Raw genomic sequence first — 23564 nt, 5'->3', positions numbered from 1 at the left:
CTAGGCCTCCGCCTTCTCGCTGCTGCACTGCGCTGCCGCTTCGCTGCTGCACTCCGAATCAACTTGCGGTGCACCAACTTCGATGGACGACGGTGCGGGCGCCGGCATCTCCAGGTAGTCGGCCCATTCGTTGAGCAGGTGCCGCTGGTTGTACTCGCCGTAGCCGACGTGCGCGACGCCTGGACCGCAGAACTCGTCCTCGGTCAGGGGCGCGACGACGGGGCTGTCGTCGTGCAGCATCCCCATACGGCCGTTGAGCAGCAGTCGGCGAGCCATCGAACCGCCTGCCGTGTTGGTCAGCGAGACCCAGTTCTCGACGTCGTCCTGCTCGAACATTCCGCTGCTGCCGAAGCACATCAGGTAGGCCTTGTAGGACAGCTTCTTGAACTCCTCCGGCGCCTCCTTGTCGACCACGAACCAGGACAGGACTTCGGTCTCGTCGGCGCTGATCGGCTGCCACTGACGGATCGAGATGAACGGCAGGACATCGTCGCCCTCGGCGACCTTCGGCCAGTTGTGAACCAAGCTGATGTTCGGGAAGACGGAGGCCGCCGAGATCATGAAGCCGTCGCGTCCGATGACGTCGATCTGCTCCTGGGACCACTGCTCCTTCATCCGATCGACCATCTCGTCGGGGTAGCCGACGTAGTTCATCTTCTCTTCGAACGTGCCGGGAGGCAGCTTGTACGTGGTGCCACCCCCCTTGCCCGCCCAATAGGTGTTGCCGTCCTTGCGCTTCTCCGCCTTCGGCTCGCGGAACAGGCCGATCTCCACGACGGAAGTATGGGTCTGCGGCGTGTGGTACATGTCGCCGGCGAAGTTCTCCGCGCCGATCTTCCAGTTCGCCTTGACCCGCCAGCGCTGTGGTCCGCGGACCTCGACTCCGCTGGCGCTCTGCTTGGTGTAGTAGTCCAGATAGAACTTGAAGTCGCCGAGGAAGTCCTCGAGCGGCTCGGCATCCGGGTCCATCGACACGAAGATCAGGCCGTTGTAGATGCCCAGGCTCGGGGCGGGGAGCAGTCGCTGACCCTTGCGCGCGAACCCTTCCTCGCCACCGTAGGCCTCCTTGTGGAACGGCATGCCGACGATGCGGCCGTCGTTCTTGTACGACCAGCCGTGGTACGGGCAGCGGAAGTGTGAGGCATTGCCCTGCTCCGCGCGGCAGACCTGCATCCCGCGGTGGAGGCACATGTTGAACATCGCGTGGACCTCACCGGACTGGTCACGGCTGACGATGAACGAGTTGTCCATGACCCGGCGCACGACGTAGTCACCGATCTCCGGCAGCTCCGACTCGTGAGCAACGAACATCCACGCCCGGCTGAACAAACGCTCCTTCTCGGCCGCGAAGACCTCGGCGTCGTTGTAGATGTGTGCGGGGAGCATGCCCCGCCGGACGTTGGCTAGGACGTCGGCCGCGTCACGCATGGGACCTCACTTCGAAGAGGACTGGATGTTTCTGTATTGCAGAAACAGATTCTGCCTCGCGGGGTCAGTCGAGTCAACCCATTACCCGGAGACGAGACCCGGGATCCGAGATCCGAGATCCGAGATCCGAGATCCGAGATCCGAGATCCGAGATCCGAGATCCGAGATGTTCACGATTTCGGCACCGGGAAGCAGAGGGTTCGGCATCTCGTCACGTGTTTCGCCGCAACAGCCGGATCTTTCGGGTCGTGCCGGTGCCCTCCAGGGCGTCACGCAGACCGTCGCCGAACGTGGAGAAGGCAAGAACGGCCGCGACGATCATGACTGCCGGGGCGATCAACGCGGTCGGATCGGTGTAGACGTTGTCGAACGCGTCGCGCAACATACTCCCCCAGGATGTCTGCGGTGATTGGACGCCGAGACCGAGAAAGCTCAACGACGCTTCGGCGACGATCGCAACGCCCGCGGAGAACGTGAGCTGCACGAGAAGCGGGGATGCGGCGTTCGGGAGGACGTGCCGCCACAGCAACCGCCACCGCGAACAGCCGAGTGATCGGCAGGCCTCGATATAGGTTTCGGTGGAGACGGACTCTGCCGCCCCACGAGCAAGCCGAAACAGGGACGGCGCGAGGACGATACCGATCGCGAGCATCGCGTTGGTCAGCCCCGGGCCGAGCACACCGACGATGGCGACGGCCAGGATCAGGGTCGGCAGCGACTGCAACGCGTCGGAGATCCGCGACAGGACGGACCCGACCACGCCACCGAGCAAACCGGCGAGCAAACCGAACGGGATACCCAAGACTGCGGCAACACTCACGGCCTGGACGATCGAAGCGAAGGTCACCGATGCTGCGTCCAACAGTCTGCTGAGATTGTCGCGGCCGTACAGGTCGGTGCCGAGCAGATTCTCTCCGCCTGCGGGGGCGAAACTGTTCGACAGATCCTGAGCGTTCGGGTCGTGCGGCGCCAACATGCCGCCGAACGCGGCGAGCAGCGCGACGAGAACGAGAAATGCCAAGGCAGCCATCGCACTACGATTGCTGCGGAGCAGGCGGAGCGGCCTGCTGGTGGTCCAGAAGTGGACGAGGGGATTCGACCTGGGCGGCGCCGCGGCAACGGTCGTGCTGATCATGGTTGTGCCTTTCAGGCTCGGACGCGTGGGTTGAAGTAGCCGTACGAGGCATCGACGATCACGTTGATCATCACGATGAACACCGCACAGACCATGACGATGCCGAGGATCACCGGAACGTCGCGCGAGAACACAGAGTCGACGGCGAGGGTTCCCAGCCCTGGAAGCGCGAAGACGAACTCGACAGTCACGGCACCGGCGAGAACACGGGAGACCTGCAGTCCCAGCACGGTGACGATCGGAACACCGGCGTTCTTGAGGCCGTGCTTGCCGACGATCACCCTCTGCAGCAAGCCTTTCGCGCGAGCGGTGCGGATGAAGTCTCGTCCCAGCACGTCCACGAGGGAGGCACGCGTCTGTCGTGCCAGTTCGGCGGCAGAGATGGCGGCGATCGCGATCGACGGAAGGATCAGATGCTGCAGCCACGCACCGACTCCGTCGGCGAGCGGCGCGTATCCGGTGGCCGGGAAGATCGGGCTGAGGATCGCCAGGGGGATCACCAACGCCAACGCCACGATGAACGGCGGCACTGCCATCGCCACGCTCGAGAGCACGGTCAGCCCCCGGTCCAACCACGAGCTCGGACGCACCGCAGCGATGATCCCCGCCGGCAGTCCGACTGCCACCACGATCGCCATCGTCACGACGGTGAGCGAGAGCGTCACCGGAAGTCGCTCCCCGATCACCTGCACGACCGTCTGGGAACTGTAGAGCGAGCTCCCCGGATCTCCGGTCAACACTCCGCCGAGCCATTCGATGTACCGAACGATCAAGGGCTGGTCCAGCCCGAGCGCCTGCCGGGTCTGTTCGATCTGCTCGGGGCCGGCATTGTCACCGGCCAACTGTGTCGCTGCATCGCCAGGAACGAGATCGACCAGTGCGTAGACGAAGAAGCTCACGAACAACAACATCGGGATCGCCGAGACGATCCGCTTCGCGATCAGGTTCACCATCAGGACTCCTTCACGGAACCGGCGGTCATCGGCACCGCTCGGCCGAAACCGGACTCGGCGCGTCGAGCGAGGAAGTGGGCCCGCGGATCCGGGATCGCGTCGAGCAGCTTCTTGGTGTAGGGATGCTGCGGGTCGGTGAACACCTGTTCGGTGGGACCGGACTCCACGATGACCCCGTTCTGCATCACTGCCACCCGGTGCGCCAGGAACCTCACCAGCGACAGGTCGTGCGAGACGAACACGTACGCCAGTCCTCGCTCTCGTTGCAGGTCGATCAGCAGATTGAGCACCTGCGCCTGAATCGACACGTCCAACGCGGCCACCGGCTCGTCACACACGATGAAGTCCGGCTCCGTGGTCAACGCACGCGCGATCGCGATGCGCTGCAGCTGCCCGCCGGAGAACTCGCGCGGATACTTGTCGAGCTGGTCGGATCGGAGCCCGACCCGCTCCAGCAGCGCGGTCACCTCGGCGTCCCGCTCCGCTCTTTTCAGGCCACGGTGGATCGAGAGCGGTTCCCCGACCGCATCACGGATGGTCATGTGCGGGTCGAGAGACGAGAACGGATCCTGGAAGATCATCTGTGCCCGTTGCCGAAACGCGAGCAACTCCTTCCGGGACAGGCCGAGGACGTCGCGTCCTTCGAACATCACCGAGCCGGAATCGGGTTCGATCAATCGCAGCACGAGGCGGCCGACAGTGGATTTGCCGGCGCCGGATTCGCCGACGATGCCGAGAGTCTCACCCCGCTCGACGGTGAACGAGACATGATCGGTCACCACGGCACGTTCGCGCACCCGGCCGAGCATGTTCCGCTTCACCGGATAGGTCTTCACCAGATCCGACACTTCCAGTAGCGGGCTCATCCTGTAATTCCTTCCAAGAACAGATCATTCGCACGCACACACCGCACTGCATGCAGGGAGTCGGCCGGCGCGATGCTCGAGAGCGGGATCGAAGCGGCCTCGCATTCCGGTCCTGCATGGGGGCATCGCGGCGCGAACCGGCACGACTGCGGCCAGTCCCACGGCGCGGGCACCGCGCCCGGGATCGACTTCAGCGGGGTCAACCGATCCCGGTGATCCGGAATCGCATCGAGCAAACCCTGCGTGTAGGGATGCTGCGGGGAGAGAAAGAGACTCTCGACCGGTGCGGATTCGATGACCTGGCCCGCATACATGACGTTGACGACATCGCACATCTGAGCAACGACACCGAGGTCGTGTGTGATGAACAGGATCGACACGTCGACCTGCTGCTGCACATCACGCATCAGATCGAGCATCTGCGCCTGCACGGTCACATCCAGTGCGGTGGTCGGTTCGTCTGCAATCAGCAGTTTCGGCCGGCACACCATTGCGATCGCGAGCATCACCCGCTGGCACATGCCGCCGGAGAACTCGTGCGGGTAGGCATGGGCGCGACGTGTCGCATCGGCGATCCCCACCGCATCGAGCATCTCGACCGCGCGCTTCCAGGCGGCCTTCCGATCCACGCCTTCATGTCTTCGCACGACCTCGGCGATCTGGGAACCGACCGTGAAGGCGGGATCCAGACTGCGACGCGGCTCCTGGAAGATCATCGACACCTCGGCGCCCCGCACCTCCGCCAGCTCACGATTGCTCATACCGACGAGTTCACGGCCCGCAACCCGAATCGATCCCGACACCCTCGACGTCGCGCCGGGCAGCAACCCCATCACCGCCAGCGATGTCACCGTCTTGCCGGAACCGGATTCCCCGACGACACCGACCACCGACCCTGCCGGTATCGACAGGTCTATCCCGTCGACCACCCTGGTCCACCCGTGGTCGGTGACGAAGTCCACCGACAGACCCTCGATTTGCAGCACCGGTCCCGCATCAGAGCGCGCCGACGTCGATCGGTCAACGACATCGATACTCATGTAACAACTCCCGAACTCCGTGGGCCCGCGGCAAAGAACGCCCCGCAGCGCCGAGAAAATATGAGGCAGTTCACATCTCTGATCAAAGCTAGTGATCTTCTGCACAGCATGCAATAGCTCCGCAGAACAGAAACTCCAGACGCGACGCACCTGCATCGACCCATGCCTCGCACCACAATCACTGCCCACGAACATGATTGGGACTTCTCAGGTCAGAGGAAGTCGACACCAGCGCGGACCCTCGGATCACCCGACGAAGTCGGCGATATCGGTCCTGACCTGGCCGGAACAGCGAAAAACGCTGCGCTGGAATGAGATATCCAGCGCAGCGTTGTATTGGTCCATCACACGACTCATCGTCGGCGGTGAGGCCGTATCCTCACCGCCGACGGGTTCGGTAGCGTTCGTCCTCGGGTGCAGACTATTTCGCCACACCGACGTACCGCAGGTCAGGGACGCCCTGAATTCGGGACATCGCCATCTCGGTCGCCCCGATGACCTTGTCGGAGTATGCGAACTGGGTCGGGGTAGCACAGATGAAGACGTTCATCGCCTGCTCGGTTGCGATCGCCGCCGTGTCTTCGAGAGCTTGGTTCTGCTGGTCCGGGGTGAGGGCCGGGTCGAACGCCCGGTCCAGGGCCTCGTCGAAGCCGGCGGGGCGGGGGCCGGGGAACAGCTGCGGCGTCCGGTACCAGTACTGGAACGACTGCAGCGAACTCGGACGGGGTACTCGACCGTTGATGACCGCGTCGTAGGCGTCACCTCGACTGAAACGTGCGTTCATCTCAGCCTGATCGACTTCTTGGAAGTTCACCTTGATCCCGATGTTCTCGAACTGCGAGCGGACCGCGGTCGCGATCTCGACCACCGGTGAAACCCTTGCAGGAGCCATGATCTCGAGTTCGAGGCCGGCTACCCCTGCCGAAGCCAGGATCTGTTGGGCACGCTCAGGGTCGAAGCCGTACCGAACCGGCGGCTCATCGAGGTATCCGACAGTTCCTGGCGTGGCGGCTTGTGGATTGGGTGTGCACTGACCATGCAGGATCGACTTGTTGATGCCGTCCCGATCGATCGCGAAGTTCAACGCCTGGCGCACCTCCGGCCGAGCCATGTCGGCAGAGTTGGTGTTCACGTTCACGACGTACGCGGTGGACGGCGGGTACGAGTAGAACCCGAATCCGCGGCCGAGGTTCGACGCCTGGGCGTAGTCCACAGGCATTGCGTATGCGAGGTCGATCTGGCCGGAACGCAGCGCGTTCATGCGCGCGTTGCCGTCCGCGAAGCCCGTGATGGTGATTCGCTCCGGAAGCTGGGCGGACTTGTCCCAGTACCCTTCCCGGCGCACGTACGAGACCGAATCGCCGACGCGCAGGGTATCCAGAACGTAGGGCCCGGACCCGACCGGCCGCACGTCGAGGTCCGGGTTGCCGACGGCATTCGGGCTGATGAGCATCCCCTCGACGCCCGACAGGACGTAGGGCAGGTCCGACGCCGGGCGGTTCGTTCGAATCGTCACCGTCGACGGATCGACGGCGTCGATGCCCTCGACCATCGAGTAGTAGCTGGAGACTGTCGAGCCCGGCAGGCGCATTGCACGCTCGAGCGAGGCCTTCACTGCCGCCGAATCGAGTGCCGTGCCGTCGGAGAAGGTGACATCGTCGCGGAGCTTGAACGTCACGGACCGGCCGTCCGGACCGAACTCCCATCCGGTGGCAACCATCGGGCCCAGCACCGCGCCGTTCTCCCCGTTCACGATCTGGGTGAGGCGATCGTAGAGCGGGGTCAGGTAGGGGTACGCCGCGACGGTCGAGGGAACCGTGTAGGGATCGACGGGGCGAGGGGGCAGGAAGTAGCCCACCCGCAGGTGCCCGGACGGGTCGGCGTCGGCAGCATCCAGGCTCGCCCCTGCGCCGCTCTGCGCGGCAGGCTGACCACCACATCCAGTCACCGCCAGGGCGAGCATCACAGCGGCGCCGCACAGTTTCACACCTGGAAATCTCATGGATTGTTCCTCTCGCTGAAGTGCCTTCGAAGCCGGTACCCGAGCGACCGGGTCCGGTGGGTAGACGCGCTACAGATGTCCTACGAGGTCGTTGTGCTACGGCCGGAACCGCTGTCCGATCCATTCGGCGATGACGTCGGCGACCTCCGGGCGGGTGTCGGTCGGTCGGTCGAAGTAGTGGTCGCCTGGCATCTCCACGCCGGCCTTGTCCGCCGAGGCGAGGCCTTCGAGGAGTGCCTTGGCGTCGCTGGGGAACACCCCGGTGTCCGCCGCGCCGTTGACGACGAAACTCGGCACCGCGATGTTCGCCAGATGGGGACCGGCGTTGCACTGCGAGGTCTCCTGACTCCACATCGAGAGCCACGTCCGCAGCGTGCACGAGGTCACCAGGCCCCACGTCGAGCCGTTCGACTGCTTGGGCTCCCCGTGGTAGCACCAGTTCGGCTTGCGATCGTTGGCGTCGATGGTCGGGTCGACGAAACGCGGGTCGGCCCACGTCCGCGGCACGGTGAAGACACGATCGCGCTGGCCGGCGGCCGCGAGGCGTCGCAGTTCCGACTTGGCCCAGTCGGTGATCCGCGCGTTGCGATCTCGCTGCGCAGCCCGGTAACGGGTCAGGAACTCGGCAGTGAACGGCCGCTCGTGTTCAGGATTCCACAGGTCGAGTTCAGGATCGGTGAGCGTCGGGTCGTTCTCGTCGATCACGGCGGGATCGAGCTGACTGGTCAGCACGTCGGGGCGCCCCTGGTGCGCTGCGAGAGCAATGAACGCATCACCCGGAATCAGGTCGTCGATTCCGGGTGCGGGTCGCATACCCGGCAGGGCAACGACATTCGGCGTGGTCGCGTGTGACTGGTATGCCGCCATCAGCGAGCATCCCCCGGAGTTGCCGAGGATGATCACCGACTCGACGCCCATCTCTTCGCGTAGCCACCGCACTCCGACACCGATGTCGACGAGCGCCCGATCGAGGAGGAAGTGCAGCGGATCGTTGCGGAACCGGGTGTTCCAACCCAGGAATCCGAATCCGCGTGCCGCCAGGTGGTCGGCGATGTAGTGCTGGGAGAAGTCGACGTTGTAGTGAGTTGCGATCACGGCAACCTTCGGCCGAGTTCCGCGGGGGCGGTAGTAGACGCCCTGGCAGGGCCAGCCACCCGCTCCCGCTCTGGGCTGCCCCGGTGCGGCCAGGCCGACGAACGTGGTCTCGATCTCGGATAGCTGCGTCACGAGTTGCTCATGCCTCCATCAGGAATGCGGATCTGTCGAACCGGAGATCCGGGTAAGGAATTGGACGAAGGTGCCGGGTGATCGGGTGGGGTGCACCCAGAGCTGTCGGCACGGCCCCCAGGGAGACTGCGTGGGCGAATCGGTGGGCGGCCCCAGCGTCTCCACACCGGCGTCGGCCAATCGCTTCGCCAACAGATCGACGTCGTCGACCTCGAAGGTGGTCATGTAGTGGCCGGACCGCCCGGCGTCGAGTGCGCGCCGAAGTGCCGCGCCCTGAGGCCTCGCCGTGTCGGTCGGTACGGCGATCTCCATGTTCGTATCACCCGGCAGCTCGAATACCGTTGCGCGAAGACCCCATTGCGGTACCTCGTACGACGGGTTCGGGATCGAACCAAGCCCCGTCATCGTCGCGACGATCCGCTCGGAATCGTGTCCGACCAGGACCTGGGTGAACAGTCTGGTGCCGGGCGTCGTGGCCTCGAACTGCCGCGGTCCGTCGTGCAGTCGGAGGAGCTGCGTGAAAGCACCACCCATCGCCGACGGTTGCAACCACAGCATCTCGGCGCGTTCGCCGACCGAGGCCGGGGCGAACTGCGGAGGCCCCACGACGTCGATCCCGGCTTCTCGGACACGGTCGTAGGCGGCCGCCATATCGGCCACTTCGTAGCACGAGAGATAGGTTCGGGCACCGAAGCGCTCGACGAACGCTGCGATCGCAGCACCGTTGCGCTTGGTCGTGTCGACCCCGCTGACCAGCTCGAGGTAGCTCCCGTCGGCGAAGCCGAATGTTGCCACCTCGGCGCCCCATTCGGTGCGATACGAAAGGTTCGAGACCACGAAGCCCAGGCGCGAATACTGCTTGACCGCCGCGGTGAGGTCGGGAACGGCGATCGCCACCCCGACGTACCGCCCGATCGTCGAACCCACCGTCATGCCGTGGTCCGCGTGTGATCCCCGGTGAGGCCGAGGATTCGCAGGGCCTGCTCACGGACCTCGCTCTTGTGCACCTTGTTGGACATGCCACGAGGTAGCGGATCTTCTTGGAACAAGACGTACTTGGGCGCCTTGTAGCGCGCGAGGCGCTGGCGGCAGTATTCGATCAGCTCGTCCGCACTCGGGCGCTCGTCTGCGTTCGGGTCACGTCGGGCAATCAGCGCCGGCACCTCACCCCACTTCTCGTCGGGGGCCGCGATGACGACCAGTTCGACGATCCCGGGGTAGCCGGCGAGCACACGCTCGATCTCTGCGGGGTAGATGTTGACGCCGCCCGAGATCAGCATGTCCTTGGCGCGATCGACGACGTAGAAGTAGCCGTCCTCGTCCTGCCTGACGAGATCGCCCGTTCGCAGCCAGCCGTCGATGAACGCGTCCCTGGTCGCCACGGGATCGTCCCAGTAGCGCTCCATGATCTGAGGTCCCCGAAGCAACAATTCGCCGACCTTCCCCTGGGCGACGTCCTCGCCGAACGCGTCGACCACCCTGACCGAAGTCTGCGGCGTCGGGATGCCGGTCGAACCCAGCTTCGCCTCCGCCATCTCACCGGGCAGAGCCAGGCTCAAGCCGCTACCTTCGGTCAGCCCGTAGCCCTGGCACACGTACAGCCCTCTGCGCCCGAATGCCTGCAGCATCGCGACCGAGATGGCCTGGCCACCGGTGCCGAGCATCCGCAGGCTGGAAAGGTCGGTTGTCTCGAAGGTGCCGGCCTGAGTGAGCGCTTCCAGGATCGATCCGACCGCGATGAACTGGGTGATGCCGCGCCGCGCGAACACCTCGAGCGTCCGTTCCGGATCGAAGTCGTCTTCGAGCACGGTCTGGCCGCCCACCGAGTACAGCGGCATCCACATCGCGATAAGTCCACCCGTGAACGCGAGCGCGTACGGGAAGTACGTGCTGTCGGTCGAGTTCCAGGCATCGATCGCGATCCGCTCGGCGCACACTGCGAGCACGTTGCGGTGACTGAGCACCGCCCCCTTGGGCGCACCTGTCGTTCCCGATGTGTAGCAGATGAATGCCGGATGGTCTGCCGCGAACTCCACCCGCGGGTCCTCGGGCGAGGAAGTGGCGACCACCTCCTCGAACAGGCTCTCGCCTGCCCGCGGCGAGGTGGTCACGATGCGCGGAAGCTCACCGACCGACCGCTGGTCGTACTCGAGGAGGGCGTCCAGCATCGCGCGATCTGCGACGATCGCCGCCGCACCACAGCGGTCGATGATCTCGGCCAGCTCCGCAGGAGCGAGCCGGTAGTTCAACGGCACGAACGTCGCACCCAGTTTGAAACAGGCCAAGACGGTTTCGCAGAACTCGATGCAATTGGGCACCAGCGTCGCCACTCGATCCCCCGGCCCGACCCCGAGGCCGCGCAGCCCCTGCGCCAGCCTCGAGGTGCGGCCGTCCAGCTCCGCCCAGCTCAGTTCGCGATCACCCATCGCGATCGCCATTCGTTCCGGGTCACGCTGCGCCCAGTACCGCAGTGGTCCAGCAAGATTCATTTGGTTCCTCCCGGCAAATTCAGCTGCGAGCGACGCGGCGGACGCTCCCGTCGCCGTCGCATCCGACGATGATCGACCCGTCCTTGGCAAGGGTCACCGATGATCGGCGACCGTCATCGGCCTGCAGCCGGGGCAGTCCGAGGGGCAGATCCGATGCCACGACCTCACGTCGCTCCCCGTCGAGGCTTGCATGGACGACCTGTCTCGCCCCCTGGTCGGCGACCACCACACCGTCCTCGGTGAGCGCCACGCCCTGGGGTCGTTTGAAACCGTCGAGCGCGAGCGGTCCACCGTCGCCGAGAACGAGAACCGATCCGGCGTTCTCGTCGCTGACGACGATCGCGCCGTCGCGGCCGGAGATCGCCGTGACGGTCGCGAGGCCGGACGCTCGCCGGGACTTCACGGTGCCGTCCACATCCAGGACGACGACGTCGCCGCGGAGCATTCCCACCAGCAACTGTCCGTCATCGATGCCGATCGCGTTCACCCCGTCCGAGTCCTGCCCGAAGTACTCGGAGTTCGCGCCGTCGAGCGAGCCGTAGATCTTCACCCACTCACCCGAGTCCTCGAGCCGGAACACCTCCCCGGCCTGACTCAGCGCCACCAGGATTCCGTCGACCTCGGCGACACCGACTGCGACGAACGGTTGGTCGAGAAGCAGCCTGCTCAATCTTTCGAAGTTGCCGAGGCCGTCCATGCGACACACACTTCCGTGGTCGGCGACAACGTATCCTTCGGCGGCACTTGCGATCTGGTAGGGACCCAGGAAGGAACTCACCGAGAGGGCCTTGTCGAGTGCACCGGTCTCCATCGTGTATCGCGCCACACTCGCCTCCACGAAGTTGGAGACGTAGATGTTGCCGCGGTCGTCGATGTCGAAGTTGTCGACACCCGGAGCGAGACTCACCAACTTCTGCCGCTCGCCGGTGGCCAGATCCACCGCGGTCACCTCACCGAGGCTCGACTGCGTGACGACGAGCCGGCCGTCGGGTGCGAACTTGACCGCGGTCGGGTGCGCCAGGCCGTCGACCACGGTCTCGACCGCACCCGTTTCCGGGTCCACTGCCAACACCGTGCCGGCGAAGACCTGCGGCATGTACAGCCGCCGGTCCGGACCCATTTCCAGGGCATTGAGCCAGTCCAGGCCCTCAGCGATCACCCTGACCTGGTTTCGCTGGTGCCGGTCGATCTCCAGGACCCGGCCGCCCTCGCGCATCTCGTCGACATACAATCTGTCGGTCTCGGGATCGACGGTGATGCCGTTCACCGCAGGGCATTCGTCGACCAACACGAAGTACGAACCGTCGGCGCGTCGACCGCTCACCCGCCCGTTCATCGTCTCAGCGGCATAGACGGTTCCTTCGGAATCGAAGGCGATGTCGTCGGGACCTCGAAGCTCCGAACCCATCGGCGACACGTTGGACAGGACGTCGTTGTCCGCATCCCATGCTGAAAGATGTTCACCTACAAGCTCCGAGACCCACAGTCTCCCGTCTGCATGGAGCCGCACCCCGTTTGCCCCGAAGAGCCGGGACGGCTCCCGGATGGTCTCCATCGACCACCCGGGAGCCGCACTCGGTGAGGTGTCCAGATAGAGGTCGAAACGAGAGACCCTGGGGTTGCTCGACGACTCGCTCATCCAACGCCTCCTAGACTACGGCGGGAACATCGGAGAACACGGCCTTGCGCTTCTCGCGGAAGGCGAGCTCACCCTCGGCCAGATCCTGGCTCAGCACACAGACGACCTGGGTGCGATCCTCCATGGCGAGTGCGGCCTCGAGGCTTCCGATCTCCTGGGAGGCATTGAGCGCCTCCTTCGACATCCGCAGGGCCAGAGGCGCCTTCGCGGCCAGGACCTGCGCCACCTCCAGTGCGGCGTCGACGACACCGTCGGAGCACACCCGGCTCACGAACCCGATGCGTTCCGCCTCGTCGGCCTGCATCCGCCGTCCGGTCATCAAGATCTCTGTCGCGCGGCCGCCGACGATCCTGGGAAGCAGGTAGCTGGCGCCCATCTCCGAAACCGACTGACCGATATTGATCTGGGCCGCAGAGAAATACGCCTCCGGCGCGGCCAACCTGATGTCACTCGCCATCGCGATCGAGAAGCCGCCGCCGACAGCAGGCCCGTTGACGGCCGCGATCACCGGCTGAGGGATTCGGCGTAGCTTGGCGATCACACCGGAGTACCACGACTGGACGGCCGTCCAGTGCCGATTCGGGTCGCCTTCGACGCCGGTCGGGAACACCTCACCGGACAGGTCGGCACCGGAGCAGAAGCCACGGCCGGCGCCGGTGAGCACGACGACCTTGATGTCGTCGGCCCGCACGAGTTCATCGAGCTGCTTGGTGAGTTCGATGATCAGGCCGGGGTTGAGGGCATTGAGCCTGCTGGGGCGGTTCAGCGTGATCTGCTGGACTCCGGGGGCGGGCCTCGAAACGAGAATCAGGTCATCCATGGCCATAATCAGGGCTCCATTCAACGACTGCGGGCTCGAAACCGTCTCGGACGGCGGCCCTACTACCTGGTCGGTAATTTTCGATACCGATTGTGCGGCGCGCCTTTACGGGCGGATCGCGGTGTGATTTTCGGCGCAGACAGAGCATTACACGAGTTCGCGGAGGGCACAAGAGTTTTCAGAAAATCCCTCTGCACATCAGAATCTGCTAGTCTCCGGGGTGCAAGCGCGACATCAGGGATGACCTCCTTGACGAGCCCATTTCCCTCCGGCGGCGCCATCGGCCGCCCCCTCCGGCGGCACCTTCGTCCGCCCGAATCCGTGTTTGGAGGATGCCATGAAGCTCGGCCTGAATCTCGGCTACTGGGGCTCTGGACAAGACGACACCTTGGGACTGGTACAACTCGCGGAAGACGTCGGGTTCGACTGCGTGTGGTCCGGCGAGGCCTATGGGTCCGACGGCGTCACTCCTCTTGCCTGGCTCGCCGCGAGAACATCCCGGATCGGTCTCGGCACCGCCGTACTCGGGATGGCCGGCCGCTCCCCCACCCTCACGGCTCAGACCGCCGCCACGATGGATCACCTGTCGAATGGCCGATTCCGCCTCGGACTCGGCATGTCGGGGCCGCAGGTCGTCGAGGGCTGGCACGGCATTCCCTACGGCAAGCCGTTGAAGCGGACCCGCGAGTACGTCGACGTGGTTCGCCAGGCACTTCGCCGGGAGACCCACCTCGAGCACCACGGCACCTACTACGACATCCCGTACACGGGAAGCGACGGCACCGGCCTCGGCAAGCCGCTGAAGCTGATCCTCCATCCCCGCCGCGCCGATCTCCCGATCTATCTCGCCGCGATCGGCCCCCGGAACATCGAACTTGCATGCGAGATCGGGGACGGCTGGTTTCCGGTGTTCTTCTCTTCTCGCCGATACGACGCGATCCTTCCCTCCGGTTTCACACCGCGCCCCGACTTCGACCTGTGCCCGATCCTCGACGTGGTCGTCGGGGACGATGCCGCCGCATGCCGAGCCCAGGTCAAGCCGAGCATCGCGCTCTACGTCGGCGGCATGGGTGCTCGCGGGAAGAACTTCTACAACGACGTGGCACGCCGGTACGGCTACGAGGACGCGGCGGAGAAGATCCAGGACCTGTATCTCGCCGGGCGCAAGGAAGAAGCGATCGCCGCCGTTCCGGACGACCTGGTCGACGAAGTCGCACTGTGCGGCCCACCCGAACGGATCAAGGAGCTCCTCGACTTCTGGACGGCGGCACCGATCACCTCCATGTCCCTCATGACCCGACAGCCGGAGGCGGTCCGCCTCATGGCCGACCTCCTCAGTTAGGCGGAACGATCGTGCAATTCGGTTTCAATCCTGAGCAGGCCGCGCTCCGCGACAGCGTCGGTCGGTTCCTCGGCACCTCGGACCGGCAGCAGCTCCGAACCCTCGTGGACGCCGGCCTCCCGTACGACGAGGCATCCTGGCGACGAGCCGCGGACGAACTCGACCTGATGTCCGTGCCGATCCCGGTCGAGTACGGCGGGGCCGGTGGCGGAATGGTCGAGTTGGCGATCATCCTCGAGGAGTTCGGTCGCCATCTCGTCAGATCGCCGTACCTCGCAAGCGTCGGCCTCGCTGCCACTGCACTCCTCGCTTCCGGTGACTCCGCGGCCTGCGCCGACTTCCTTCCCCAGATCGCCAACGGCAAGCTGATCGCCACGTTCGCGCTCCCGGTCGGTGTCGGATCGATTGCAGCCCTTCCGATCCACGCCGACGGCAGCGCGCGGCTGACCGGCGTCGCCGAAGCGGTCATCGACGCGGAGACCGCGGATCTGCTGATCGTGCCGGCACGCACGCCCGACGGAACCGACCTTTTCGCTGTGCACCGCGCCGCGCTCACCGCTGCCATCGACGACCCGACAGCCGCCTACGACCTGGTCACCCAATCGGGCCGAATCCGCCTCGAGGACACCCCGGCGATCCGACTCGGCGCTCACGCCTCGGACAAGGTCGAGCGAGCATTCGCACTCGCGAGCGTCGCGCTGGCGGCCGAGCAGTTGGGCGGCGCCCAGGCCTGCCTCGACCAATGCGTCGAGTATGCCAAGACCAGAACCCAGTTCGGGCGGGCGATCGGGTCCTTCCAGGCGATCAAGCACCGGTGCGCAGACGTACTCATCAAGGTCGAGGGCGCACGCTCCCTGGTGTACCACGCTGCATGGCTCGCCGACCAGGGCGCGACCGAGGAGCTCAGCCTGGTGGCCTCGATGACCAAGGCGTGGTGCTCGGACGCCTATACGGAAGCCGCGGAGGCGAACCTCCTGACCCACGGAGGAATCGGATTCACCTGGGAACACGATGCACACCTCCATGTCCGTCGATCCCGCAGCCGCGCGCTGACACTCGGCAGCTCCGACGATCACCGCGACGCGGTCGCCGCCCGACTTCTGCTCGCGCAGACCCGATAGGAGCAACCATGGATTTCGCCGATTCGGCCGCCGACGTCGCATACCGAGAACGTGCCGCAGCGTGGCTGGCCACCAATGCACCTGCGTTCGAGGAGCCGGACACGGGCAGGCTGAGCGTCTTCGGCGCTCGCACCACCGAAGAATCCGTCCGACATGTGGAGCAGTCGCTCGCGTGGCAGGCGCGCAAGTACGAGGAGGGGTGGGCGGGTATCGGGATCCCCACCGAATTCGGCGGCGCGGGCGGTGATGTCCCTCAGAAGCTGCTGTTCACCGAGGAGGAAGGCCGCTACCGTCTCCCGCTCGACGCCCAGTCGGTCACGATGGGAATGATCGTGCCGACCCTGTCCCGGTGGGGTACCGCCGAGCAGCGCGAGCGATACCTGACGCCACTCCTGGCCGGTAGGCAACTGTCGTGCCAGTTGTTCTCCGAACCGGACGCCGGATCCGATCTCGCCGCCATCCGGACCACAGCACGCAAGACCGCGGACGGCTGGCTGATCAACGGGCAGAAGATCTGGACGTCCTACGCCCAGTACGCATCCTTCGGCTACATCCTCGCCCGCAGCGAAGATGCTCCCCGACACCACGGACTGACCGCGTTCCTCGTCGACCTGAGGCAACCGGGCGTCACGACTCGACCGCTCAAGCAGGCCACCGGGGCACACACCTTCAACGAGGTCTTCTTCGATGACGCAGTCGTCTCCGCCGACGCGGTCCTCGGCGAGCCCGGCCAGGGATGGGAGGTCGCGATGACCACCCTGATGGCCGAGCGATACTCGCTCGAACCGGAAATTGTCGGTGCACAACCACTGCTCGAGCTCCTGCGTTCCTGCGAGCACCTCACCGACCCTGCCATCGGCCGCCAGTTCGCCGACGTGCACACGATCCAGCACATCCTCGGCATCTTGAAGCTTCGGCTGCGCACTGCGGCCAACGAGGGCCGTCCACCCGGACCGGAGGGGTCGATCACCAAATTGCTCTCGACGACCGGCCAGTATCTCGCAGCGGACACAGCACTGCGCGCGCTCGGCCCGGACGGCGTCCTCCAGAACCCCTGGACCGAACTGCTTACCGGTGCCCTGGGGCTGCGGATCGGGGGAGGTACCGACGAGATCATGAAGAACGTCATTGCAGAGCGGGTATTGGGACTCCCCCGCGAACCACGACTCCAACAGCAGTGAGGGGCCCTAGACAATGACCAGCGATGTGACCATTCCCCGAAGGCTCCGTGCAGTTGCCATCGTGGGCAGCCTGCGGGCAGATTCCTACAATCAGTTGTTGCTGGACAACGTCATCCGGCTGAGCCCGGATGAACTGGAGATCCGTCAGTTCCCGCGGTTCGCGGAGATCCCGTTGTTCAACGAGGACCAGGCCCGCATCAGCACACCCGACGCCGTGGCAGAACTCCAGGCCGAAGTTCGCGCGGCGGACGCTCTCGTCATCGCAACCCCGGAGTACAACTACGGTGTCCCCGGAGTGCTCAAGAACGCACTCGACTGGATCTCGATGCCGCCGGGAAACTCGGGGCTCGAGGGCAAACCGGTGGCCCTCGTGGGCGCGTCGCCGAGCATCCTGGGTACGGCGCGCGCGCAATCCCAGCTGCGCCAGTCCTTCGTCTCCACACAGTCCCACGTGGTGAACACTCCGGAGGTCTTCGTCACCCGCGCGCACACCCGCTTCGAGGACGGGGTGCTCATCGATCCCGGCGCCACCAAACTCATCGGCCGCCTGCTGGACAACCTGGTGATGCTGGCGCGCACCGTGGGTGCGACGGACCAGCGGTCCACCGAACGGGTCGGAACACGATGAGCGGACCGCTGGCCGGACTTCGAGTGCTGGAAATCCAGGGCATGGGTCCCTTGCCTTTCGCCGGCATGCTGCTCTCCGATCTCGGTGCGGACGTCGTTCGCGTCGACCGCATCGCACCTCGCGGCGAAACGCTCGTCGAACACGAGCCGGTCGCCAGAGGCCGCCGCTCGGTGGCCCTCGACCTCAAGGATCCCGCAGGCGTGGCCACCCTCCTACGCCTCTGCGAGAGCGCGGATGCGCTGATCGAGGGCTTCCGCCCCGGTGTTGCCGAACGCCTCGGCATCGGTCCCGGGCCCTGCCGGGAACGCAACCCGCGACTGGTCTACGGGCGAATGACCGGCTGGGGCCAGGACGGTCCGTTGGCCCAGACCGCCGGTCACGACATCAACTACATCGCACTGGCCGGCGCCCTGCACGGCATCGGTCCACGCGATCGCCCCGTCCCACCGGGCAACGTGGTCGGCGACTTCGCCGGTGGCGGAATGCTGCTCGCCCTCGGTGTGGTCAGTGCGCTGCTGGAGGCGAAGTCGTCCGGGCGGGGCCAGGTGGTCGATGCCGCCATCGTGGACGGAGCAGCGCTGCTCACCACCGCCATGCACGAACTCATCAACTCCGGGGAGTGGTCCGAGGAGCGAGGTGACAACGTCCTCGACGGTGGCGCCGGCTATTACGACGTGTACGAGACCGCCGACCATCGCTTCGTGACGATCGGTGCCCTCGAATCTCGGTTCTTCGACGATCTGTGCACCCGTCTGGGCGTCGACGTCAACCGCACCGACGAGGAATCCACTCGTTCCGTGTTCACCGAGTTGTTCGCCAGCCGTACCCAGCAGGAATGGTGCGCGCTGCTCGAAGGTACCGATGCATGCTTCGCCCCGGTGCTCACACCGACGGAGGCGACCAGGCATCCGGCAAACCTCGCACGGGACGTCTTCGTCGAGATCGGCGGTGTCGTCCAACCTGCGCCGGCCCCCAGGTTTTCGCGCACGCCTCCCCACACCCCAGCACCGGGCGTCGCCCCCGGTACGAATACGCGCGCAGTTCTGGCCGAATGGGGCCTCGACGCCGTGGAGATCGACGGCCTGCTCGCCACCGGGGCAGCCGGCGAAGGTCCGCAAATCACCAGCACACGAAGGAGTCAGTGAATGAGCCAGGAGCGTTTCGATGCCGACGATCGCGCGGCGATCGTCGAGACCTGCACCAAGATGACCTACTACATCGACGAACGCAGGTGGGCTGACCTCCACACGGTGTTCACTGAGACCATCACCCTCGACTACGGCGACCTCTTCGGCGGCCCGCCGACCGACACACCGCGTGCGGTCTACGTCAAGAACGCCGAGCGGCTGCTCGGGAACCTGGACGCAACGCAGCATCTGGTGTCCGGGCATCTCGTGAGCGGCTCCGGCGACCAGGCCGGGTGCATCTCCCAGGTGGTGGCATTCCATGTGAAGCCCAACAGCTCCGGAGGGCCGATGTGGACCTCCGGTGGCCAGTACGACATGCGTCTACAGCGCTGCGAGGACGGCTGGCGTATCAGCGCGGTGCGTGCGGTCCAGCGCTGGTGCACGGGCAACCGCGAGGTCCTGCGGCTGGGCAAGCTCGACGCGTAGCGGCAGCCCCGGTGTGTCTGTGGGATTCGGCCGGATCACCCACGGACCAGCGAGCACCGGCGTACGCGACGAACACGTCGTTGCGTCGGTGCACAATGGGGGTTCACTCGGCGCACTGAGAGGAATCACTGATGAAACTCGTTGGCAAGCTCGGTGTCTGCGCGGCCACACTGACCCTCTCCGGACTGTGCGCGACAGGGCTCGCCGCAGCGACGACGATCCCGTTTCAGCTCGATCCTGCACCGTTCAGCAACCCCAACGGAAGTTTCGACGCACCGTCGGTGCGCTGCGTCGCCGAGGTCGGCGACCAGCCGGGCGACATGACCATCACCGGTGGCAAGCCCGGCGGATGGGGCTGCCTGCTCTCGTCCCAGGTCCGCTGGGTGAACCTGTCGACCGGGGCCTCAGGATCCGCCCGTCTGTCGGACGGACTCAACGGCATCCCCGCCGCGGCGACAGTGCACACGGGAACCGGGCAGGTCGCCGTCCTGCTCGATCCGGCGACACCGGGGCCGATCACGCCCGGTCTCGCGACGTTCTTCGTGCCGTAGCCCGCACTGCGGCAGGACCGTCGGCGGCGTCAGAGAGTCCGCTTGAGTCCGATGTGACTGTTGCCGTACCCGAGCCGCGCATAGAACGTGTGCGCCCGCTCGCGCTCCCGATCGGTCGTGACCTGCGCGAGGGTCGCACCGCGGTGCCGACCGTGCTCGTGCGCCCACTCGAGCATCGCGGTTCCGATACCGCGGGAGCGCTCGGAGGCCAGAACCCGGACCCCCTCGACCTGCAGTCGAGTGGTTCCGCCCCGAGACAGTCCGGGGAGGATGGTCAGCTGCATGGTGCCGACGACCCGGTCGTCCTCGTCACGCACCACCGCCAGGTAGTGCGACGAGTCGCGGCCGATGGCGTCGAACGCCTCCTCGTACCGGGCGAGCTCCGCTCCCTCGCGTGGGCGGCTGATCTCGTCGTCGGACAGCAGTTCGACAAGCGCCGGGACATCGTTCCGTCCGGCGCGCTGCACCCGATAGGTCCGGTCACCGAGCCGGAGCCTTCCACCGACGGATTCCCTTGCCCGCGAGCGCAGGTGGAAGATGAGCGTGTCCAGCCAGCCACCGACGTGCCGCCGGGCCTCGGGGGTGTCGGGATAGCGACACCGCAGGTGCAGGCCGAACTCGTCGAGAATGAACCAGAGCATCACGCCGTCGGTCCGGATCGACGCGCCGACGTACTGCGCCTCGAGACCGGTCGCATCGACCCGCACCGGCAACCTGCGCAGGTCCAGCCACGAGATCGCGAACATCCCCGGAACCTCGGGCATCCCACCCCACGGACGGAGGAGGTCCTCCAACGGCCAGGACCCCATTCGGACGGCCTCCTTCACCGCCTCCGCGCTGGCCCGGGGATCGGAGTCGGTCGACTCCAACACCGAGTTGGTGATGAACCAGCCGACCGAGTCGTGCCAGGTGGAGTCATACCGGCTGTGCACCGGAAACACCGCGCGCAGCGGGGCGTCCGCGAGCGATCGCGTCACCTCGGTCATCGCGGCCACCACCAGCGCAAGGGTCGAGACCCCCTCCTCACGGGCCTGAGCGGAGAACGCGGCGGTGTCGTCGACGTCGAGAACGTCGCGCACCTCGACCCGCTCCTGCTGCAACGTCGCCGGGCCGAGCGGCAGCGGGAACCGCGGCATCACGTCGCCACTCGCCGCCAGCACCTCGGCCCAGCGGCGGTGCACCTCGGGGGGCGCCGCCGGTCGGTCCCGCAGCGCACGGGTGTGCTCGGCGAAGGCGGGCGTGGGCGGCAACGACGGCGCTCGACCGTCCTGCACCTCCGCCAGTGCGGTCAGCAGGTCGCGTGCGATCACCAGCATCGACCACATGTCGACGTGCGAATGGTCCGCGGCGACAACCACCGTCGGCCCCACTGCGGTCTCGAGCACGCACAGTCGATACGAGGGACTGCTGTACGGCGAGCACGCGCGGTCGAGCACCTCACGCAGCGCGTCGTTGACGGCCTGCCCGGGGGCGATCGAGTGCAGGACCCACTGCCCGGGGAGGATCTCGACCTCGTGCAGCCGCGGCTCACCGTCTTCGCCCGGCACGAACACCGATCTCAGCGTGCCGTGGCGCGCGATCACCGCCAGCCATGCGGCCGCGAGCTCGTCGAGTGGTACCGATCGGGAAAGCCTGAACGACAACGCCATCCAAGAGCCGGCACGGTCTCCGGCTCCGACGTGACGTCGTTGGTCGAACGAGACAGGGAGCGATCGGCCCGGCGCTCCGACGGTCACGTCGTAGCCCAGCAGTCGGCCGAACGGCAGGCGCAGGTGCGCGACGTTGGTCAGCCGCATGGCGCTATCCTAGGCGCTTTCCACGAGTCACCCCGCTTTCACGAGCCACCCCGCTTTCACGAGCAAACCAGGAGGTACCGTGCCCACCTTCAGTGTTCCGGGTGCCGAGCTCGACGTGGAGTTGAGCGACGAGGGCGGCCACCCGGTCGTCCAACTCCACGGCCTCACCTCCAGCCGCCACCGCGACCGCCTGATGGACCTCGATCTCGGACGCGGACTCAACGGCACCCGGCTGCTGCGCTACGACGCGCGCGGGCACGGCCATTCGACGGGACGCGCAGTCCCCGAGGACTACCGCTGGCCGGTACTGGCCGACGACCTGCTGCGGCTGCTCGACCACTGGTTTCCCGGTGAGCAGGTCCACGGCGTCGGCCCGTCGATGGGGACAGGGACCCTGCTGCACGCGGCCGTGCGTGATCCGGACCGGTTCGTCGGCCTCACTCTGCTGGTGCCTGCGACCGCCTGGGAGACCCGCGTCGCCAAGGCCGAGATCTACCGGCGCAATGCCACTCTGATCGAGGAGCAGGGGCTGGACGCGTTCCTCGTGGCCGACCTCGCCGCCCCGCGGCCGCCGGCGACCGTGGGGACGCCCGAGACCGGGCCGGACGTCACCGAACGCCTGCTTCCGTCCCTGTTCCGAGGGGCCGCCCTCAGCGACCTGCCCGCACCGGACGCGATCGCCGCGATCGACGTGCCGACCACGGTGCTGGCCTGGATCGACGACCCCGGCCATCCCGTGTCCACCGCCGAGGAACTGGTCGCCCTGATGCCGAAGGCCACCCTCGCGGTGGCGCACACGCCCGCGGATCTCACCCGCTGGCCGAGCATCCTGTGCGAGGACGTGGCGCGACACGGATAGCACGCCCGACTTCACGACAACCGGCCCCGGCGGTATCCGAGCCATATACTCCCGCCATGTTGATCATCGGGATGATCCTGTTCGGACTGCTCATCGGCGCCGGCGCCCAGTTCCTCCTGGGCAGATCGAAGTCCGGAGTCGACTGGACCCTGGCGTTCGTGGCGGGCGTCGGCGGCTCGTTCGTGGGCGGTCTGCTGATCAGTCTGCTCGCGGGGGACGGCCTCGACTTGCGCCCCAGCGGCATCATCGGCTCCATCGCGGGCGCGGTCATCGTCACCGCGGCGTGGATGTGGTGGAAGGGCCGCTCCGTTTCGGCCGACTGACACGATCGCACCGAGCGGGCGGTGACCGGGACACGTACTCGACGTTCGTTCCGAGAACCGCCCGTTCGTCGTCGGTCCCACCGTCCGGCAGTTCACCGATAGGCTCGGCCCCGTGCCTCACAGTTCTCTTCCCGTACCGTCGGACTGGGGTGTCTTCACACGGGCCACCACCGTGCTCACCGATGGCGACACGCTGGTCCACGACTGGTTCACCGTGGACGGCGAGCCCGAACTCATGCTCCGCGCCACGGATTCCGCCGAGGCGACAGCACTGCTCCCGGCGCTCGGCGCGTTCTTCGCCGATCGTGCTGCCTGGCACAGGCGGGCCACCGACGCCGTCGTCACACGGTTCGGCGAGGGTGATCCGGAACCGACCGAACTCGACGACGCCGCGGACGACCTCGTCCTGGCCACCGTCGAGGTTCTTCCCGGACGCGAGGTGGTCCTGCACCTCGACGACTCGTGCGGTCAGCACTTCCCCGACGGGTACTGGCCCGCGGTCCGATTCGACGAGAGCGGTGCCGTTGTCGACGTCACCGTCGAGGCGTAGG

The 23564-nt window shown here is 66.2% G+C and carries 22 protein-coding genes; 10 read left to right on the top strand and 12 right to left on the bottom strand.

Translation table 11 applies throughout. The features are described 5' to 3' along the window. The 11 genes from RHCRD62_RS02600 to RHCRD62_RS02550 form a co-directional block, all read right to left on the bottom strand. Positions 1–1428, bottom strand: coding sequence for an aromatic ring-hydroxylating oxygenase subunit alpha (locus tag RHCRD62_RS02600; protein ID WP_050063077.1), 1428 nt, complete (start codon positions 1426–1428; stop codon positions 1–3). A gap of 211 nt (positions 1429–1639) precedes the next feature. Next, entirely contained in the window at positions 1640–2563 is a 924-nt protein-coding gene (locus tag RHCRD62_RS02595) for an ABC transporter permease (RefSeq protein WP_050063076.1), read from the bottom strand. Between the two features lie 11 nt (positions 2564–2574). Continuing rightward, entirely contained in the window at positions 2575–3516 is a 942-nt protein-coding gene (locus RHCRD62_RS02590) for an ABC transporter permease (RefSeq protein WP_050063075.1), read from the bottom strand. Further along, a complete protein-coding gene (locus RHCRD62_RS02585) occupies positions 3516–4382 on the bottom strand; it encodes an ABC transporter ATP-binding protein (protein ID WP_084734035.1) in 867 nt (288 codons plus the stop codon). The genes RHCRD62_RS02590 and RHCRD62_RS02585 overlap by 1 nt, the downstream gene beginning before the upstream one ends. Then, on the bottom strand, positions 4379–5578 hold the full coding sequence (locus RHCRD62_RS02580; RefSeq protein ID WP_253277163.1) for an ABC transporter ATP-binding protein: 1200 nt from the start codon (positions 5576–5578) through the stop codon (positions 4379–4381). The genes RHCRD62_RS02585 and RHCRD62_RS02580 overlap by 4 nt, the downstream gene beginning before the upstream one ends. Before the next feature lie 265 nt (positions 5579–5843). Continuing rightward, positions 5844–7424 (bottom strand): ABC transporter substrate-binding protein, encoded by a 1581-nt coding sequence (locus RHCRD62_RS02575; RefSeq protein ID WP_084734034.1) that lies wholly within the window; start codon positions 7422–7424, stop codon positions 5844–5846. Between the two features lie 96 nt (positions 7425–7520). Continuing rightward, positions 7521–8651 (bottom strand): alpha/beta hydrolase family protein, encoded by a 1131-nt coding sequence (locus RHCRD62_RS02570; RefSeq protein ID WP_050063071.1) that lies wholly within the window; start codon positions 8649–8651, stop codon positions 7521–7523. An 18-nt stretch (positions 8652–8669) separates the two neighbouring features. After that, on the bottom strand, positions 8670–9584 hold the full coding sequence (locus RHCRD62_RS02565) for a VOC family protein (RefSeq protein ID WP_050063070.1): 915 nt from the start codon (positions 9582–9584) through the stop codon (positions 8670–8672). Continuing rightward, complete coding sequence (locus RHCRD62_RS02560; RefSeq protein ID WP_084734033.1) at positions 9581–11140, bottom strand: class I adenylate-forming enzyme family protein; 1560 nt, start codon at positions 11138–11140, stop codon at positions 9581–9583. The genes RHCRD62_RS02565 and RHCRD62_RS02560 overlap by 4 nt, the downstream gene beginning before the upstream one ends. A 19-nt stretch (positions 11141–11159) precedes the next feature. Continuing rightward, the gene (locus tag RHCRD62_RS02555) at positions 11160–12779 is read right to left on the bottom strand and encodes an SMP-30/gluconolactonase/LRE family protein (protein WP_084734032.1); all 1620 of its coding nucleotides are present in this window, start codon (positions 12777–12779) and stop codon (positions 11160–11162) included. Positions 12780–12789: 10 nt separating this feature from the next. Then, a complete protein-coding gene (locus tag RHCRD62_RS02550) occupies positions 12790–13605 on the bottom strand; it encodes an enoyl-CoA hydratase/isomerase family protein (protein ID WP_157050779.1) in 816 nt (271 codons plus the stop codon). A 331-nt stretch (positions 13606–13936) separates the two neighbouring features. Here RHCRD62_RS02550 and RHCRD62_RS02545 point away from each other — a divergent pair, with 331 nt between their 5' ends. The 7 genes from RHCRD62_RS02545 to RHCRD62_RS02515 all read left to right on the top strand — a co-directional run bounded on the left by RHCRD62_RS02545 (position 13937) and on the right by RHCRD62_RS02515 (position 20035). After that, positions 13937–14941, top strand: a complete 1005-nt coding sequence (locus tag RHCRD62_RS02545; protein ID WP_050063066.1) for an LLM class F420-dependent oxidoreductase — start codon at positions 13937–13939, stop codon at positions 14939–14941. Positions 14942–14952: 11 nt separating this feature from the next. Further along, positions 14953–16062: an acyl-CoA dehydrogenase family protein gene (locus RHCRD62_RS02540; RefSeq protein WP_050063065.1), complete on the top strand. Its 1110-nt coding sequence runs from the start codon at positions 14953–14955 to the stop codon at positions 16060–16062. A gap of 8 nt (positions 16063–16070) precedes the next feature. Then, the gene (locus tag RHCRD62_RS02535; protein WP_050063064.1) at positions 16071–17243 is read left to right on the top strand and encodes an acyl-CoA dehydrogenase family protein; all 1173 of its coding nucleotides are present in this window, start codon (positions 16071–16073) and stop codon (positions 17241–17243) included. Between the two features lie 13 nt (positions 17244–17256). Beyond that, positions 17257–17871 (top strand): NADPH-dependent FMN reductase, encoded by a 615-nt coding sequence (locus tag RHCRD62_RS02530; RefSeq protein WP_050063063.1) that lies wholly within the window; start codon positions 17257–17259, stop codon positions 17869–17871. After that, entirely contained in the window at positions 17868–19016 is a 1149-nt protein-coding gene (locus RHCRD62_RS02525; RefSeq protein ID WP_050063062.1) for a CaiB/BaiF CoA transferase family protein, read from the top strand. The genes RHCRD62_RS02530 and RHCRD62_RS02525 overlap by 4 nt, the downstream gene beginning before the upstream one ends. Continuing rightward, positions 19017–19484 carry a nuclear transport factor 2 family protein gene (locus RHCRD62_RS02520; protein ID WP_050063061.1) on the top strand — a complete coding sequence of 156 codons (468 nt, stop codon included), beginning with the start codon at positions 19017–19019 and terminating at the stop codon, positions 19482–19484. A gap of 131 nt (positions 19485–19615) precedes the next feature. Further along, a complete protein-coding gene (locus RHCRD62_RS02515; protein WP_050063060.1) occupies positions 19616–20035 on the top strand; it encodes a hypothetical protein in 420 nt (139 codons plus the stop codon). A 29-nt stretch (positions 20036–20064) separates the two neighbouring features. On the opposite strand, the gene RHCRD62_RS02510 is transcribed toward RHCRD62_RS02515, so the two are convergent. Next, positions 20065–21831, bottom strand: a complete 1767-nt coding sequence (locus RHCRD62_RS02510) for a GNAT family N-acetyltransferase (protein ID WP_050063059.1) — start codon at positions 21829–21831, stop codon at positions 20065–20067. Positions 21832–21910: 79 nt separating this feature from the next. On the opposite strand from RHCRD62_RS02510, the gene RHCRD62_RS02505 reads away from it, so the two are divergent. The 3 genes from RHCRD62_RS02505 to RHCRD62_RS02495 all read left to right on the top strand — a co-directional run bounded on the left by RHCRD62_RS02505 (position 21911) and on the right by RHCRD62_RS02495 (position 23563). After that, entirely contained in the window at positions 21911–22690 is a 780-nt protein-coding gene (locus RHCRD62_RS02505) for an alpha/beta fold hydrolase (RefSeq protein ID WP_050063058.1), read from the top strand. Positions 22691–22746: 56 nt separating this feature from the next. Further along, positions 22747–23013, top strand: a complete 267-nt coding sequence (locus tag RHCRD62_RS02500; RefSeq protein WP_050063057.1) for a GlsB/YeaQ/YmgE family stress response membrane protein — start codon at positions 22747–22749, stop codon at positions 23011–23013. Positions 23014–23125: 112 nt separating this feature from the next. Next, the gene (locus tag RHCRD62_RS02495; RefSeq protein ID WP_050063056.1) at positions 23126–23563 is read left to right on the top strand and encodes a hypothetical protein; all 438 of its coding nucleotides are present in this window, start codon (positions 23126–23128) and stop codon (positions 23561–23563) included. The last annotated feature ends 1 nt before the right edge of the window (position 23564 follow it).

The sequence above is a fragment of the Rhodococcus sp. RD6.2 genome (assembly GCF_001040705.1).
In the GTDB taxonomy this organism is placed as follows: domain Bacteria; phylum Actinomycetota; class Actinomycetes; order Mycobacteriales; family Mycobacteriaceae; genus Rhodococcus_G.
The sequence above is the reverse complement of the archived record's forward strand: the minus strand, read 5'-3'. Positions and strand labels throughout refer to the sequence as shown.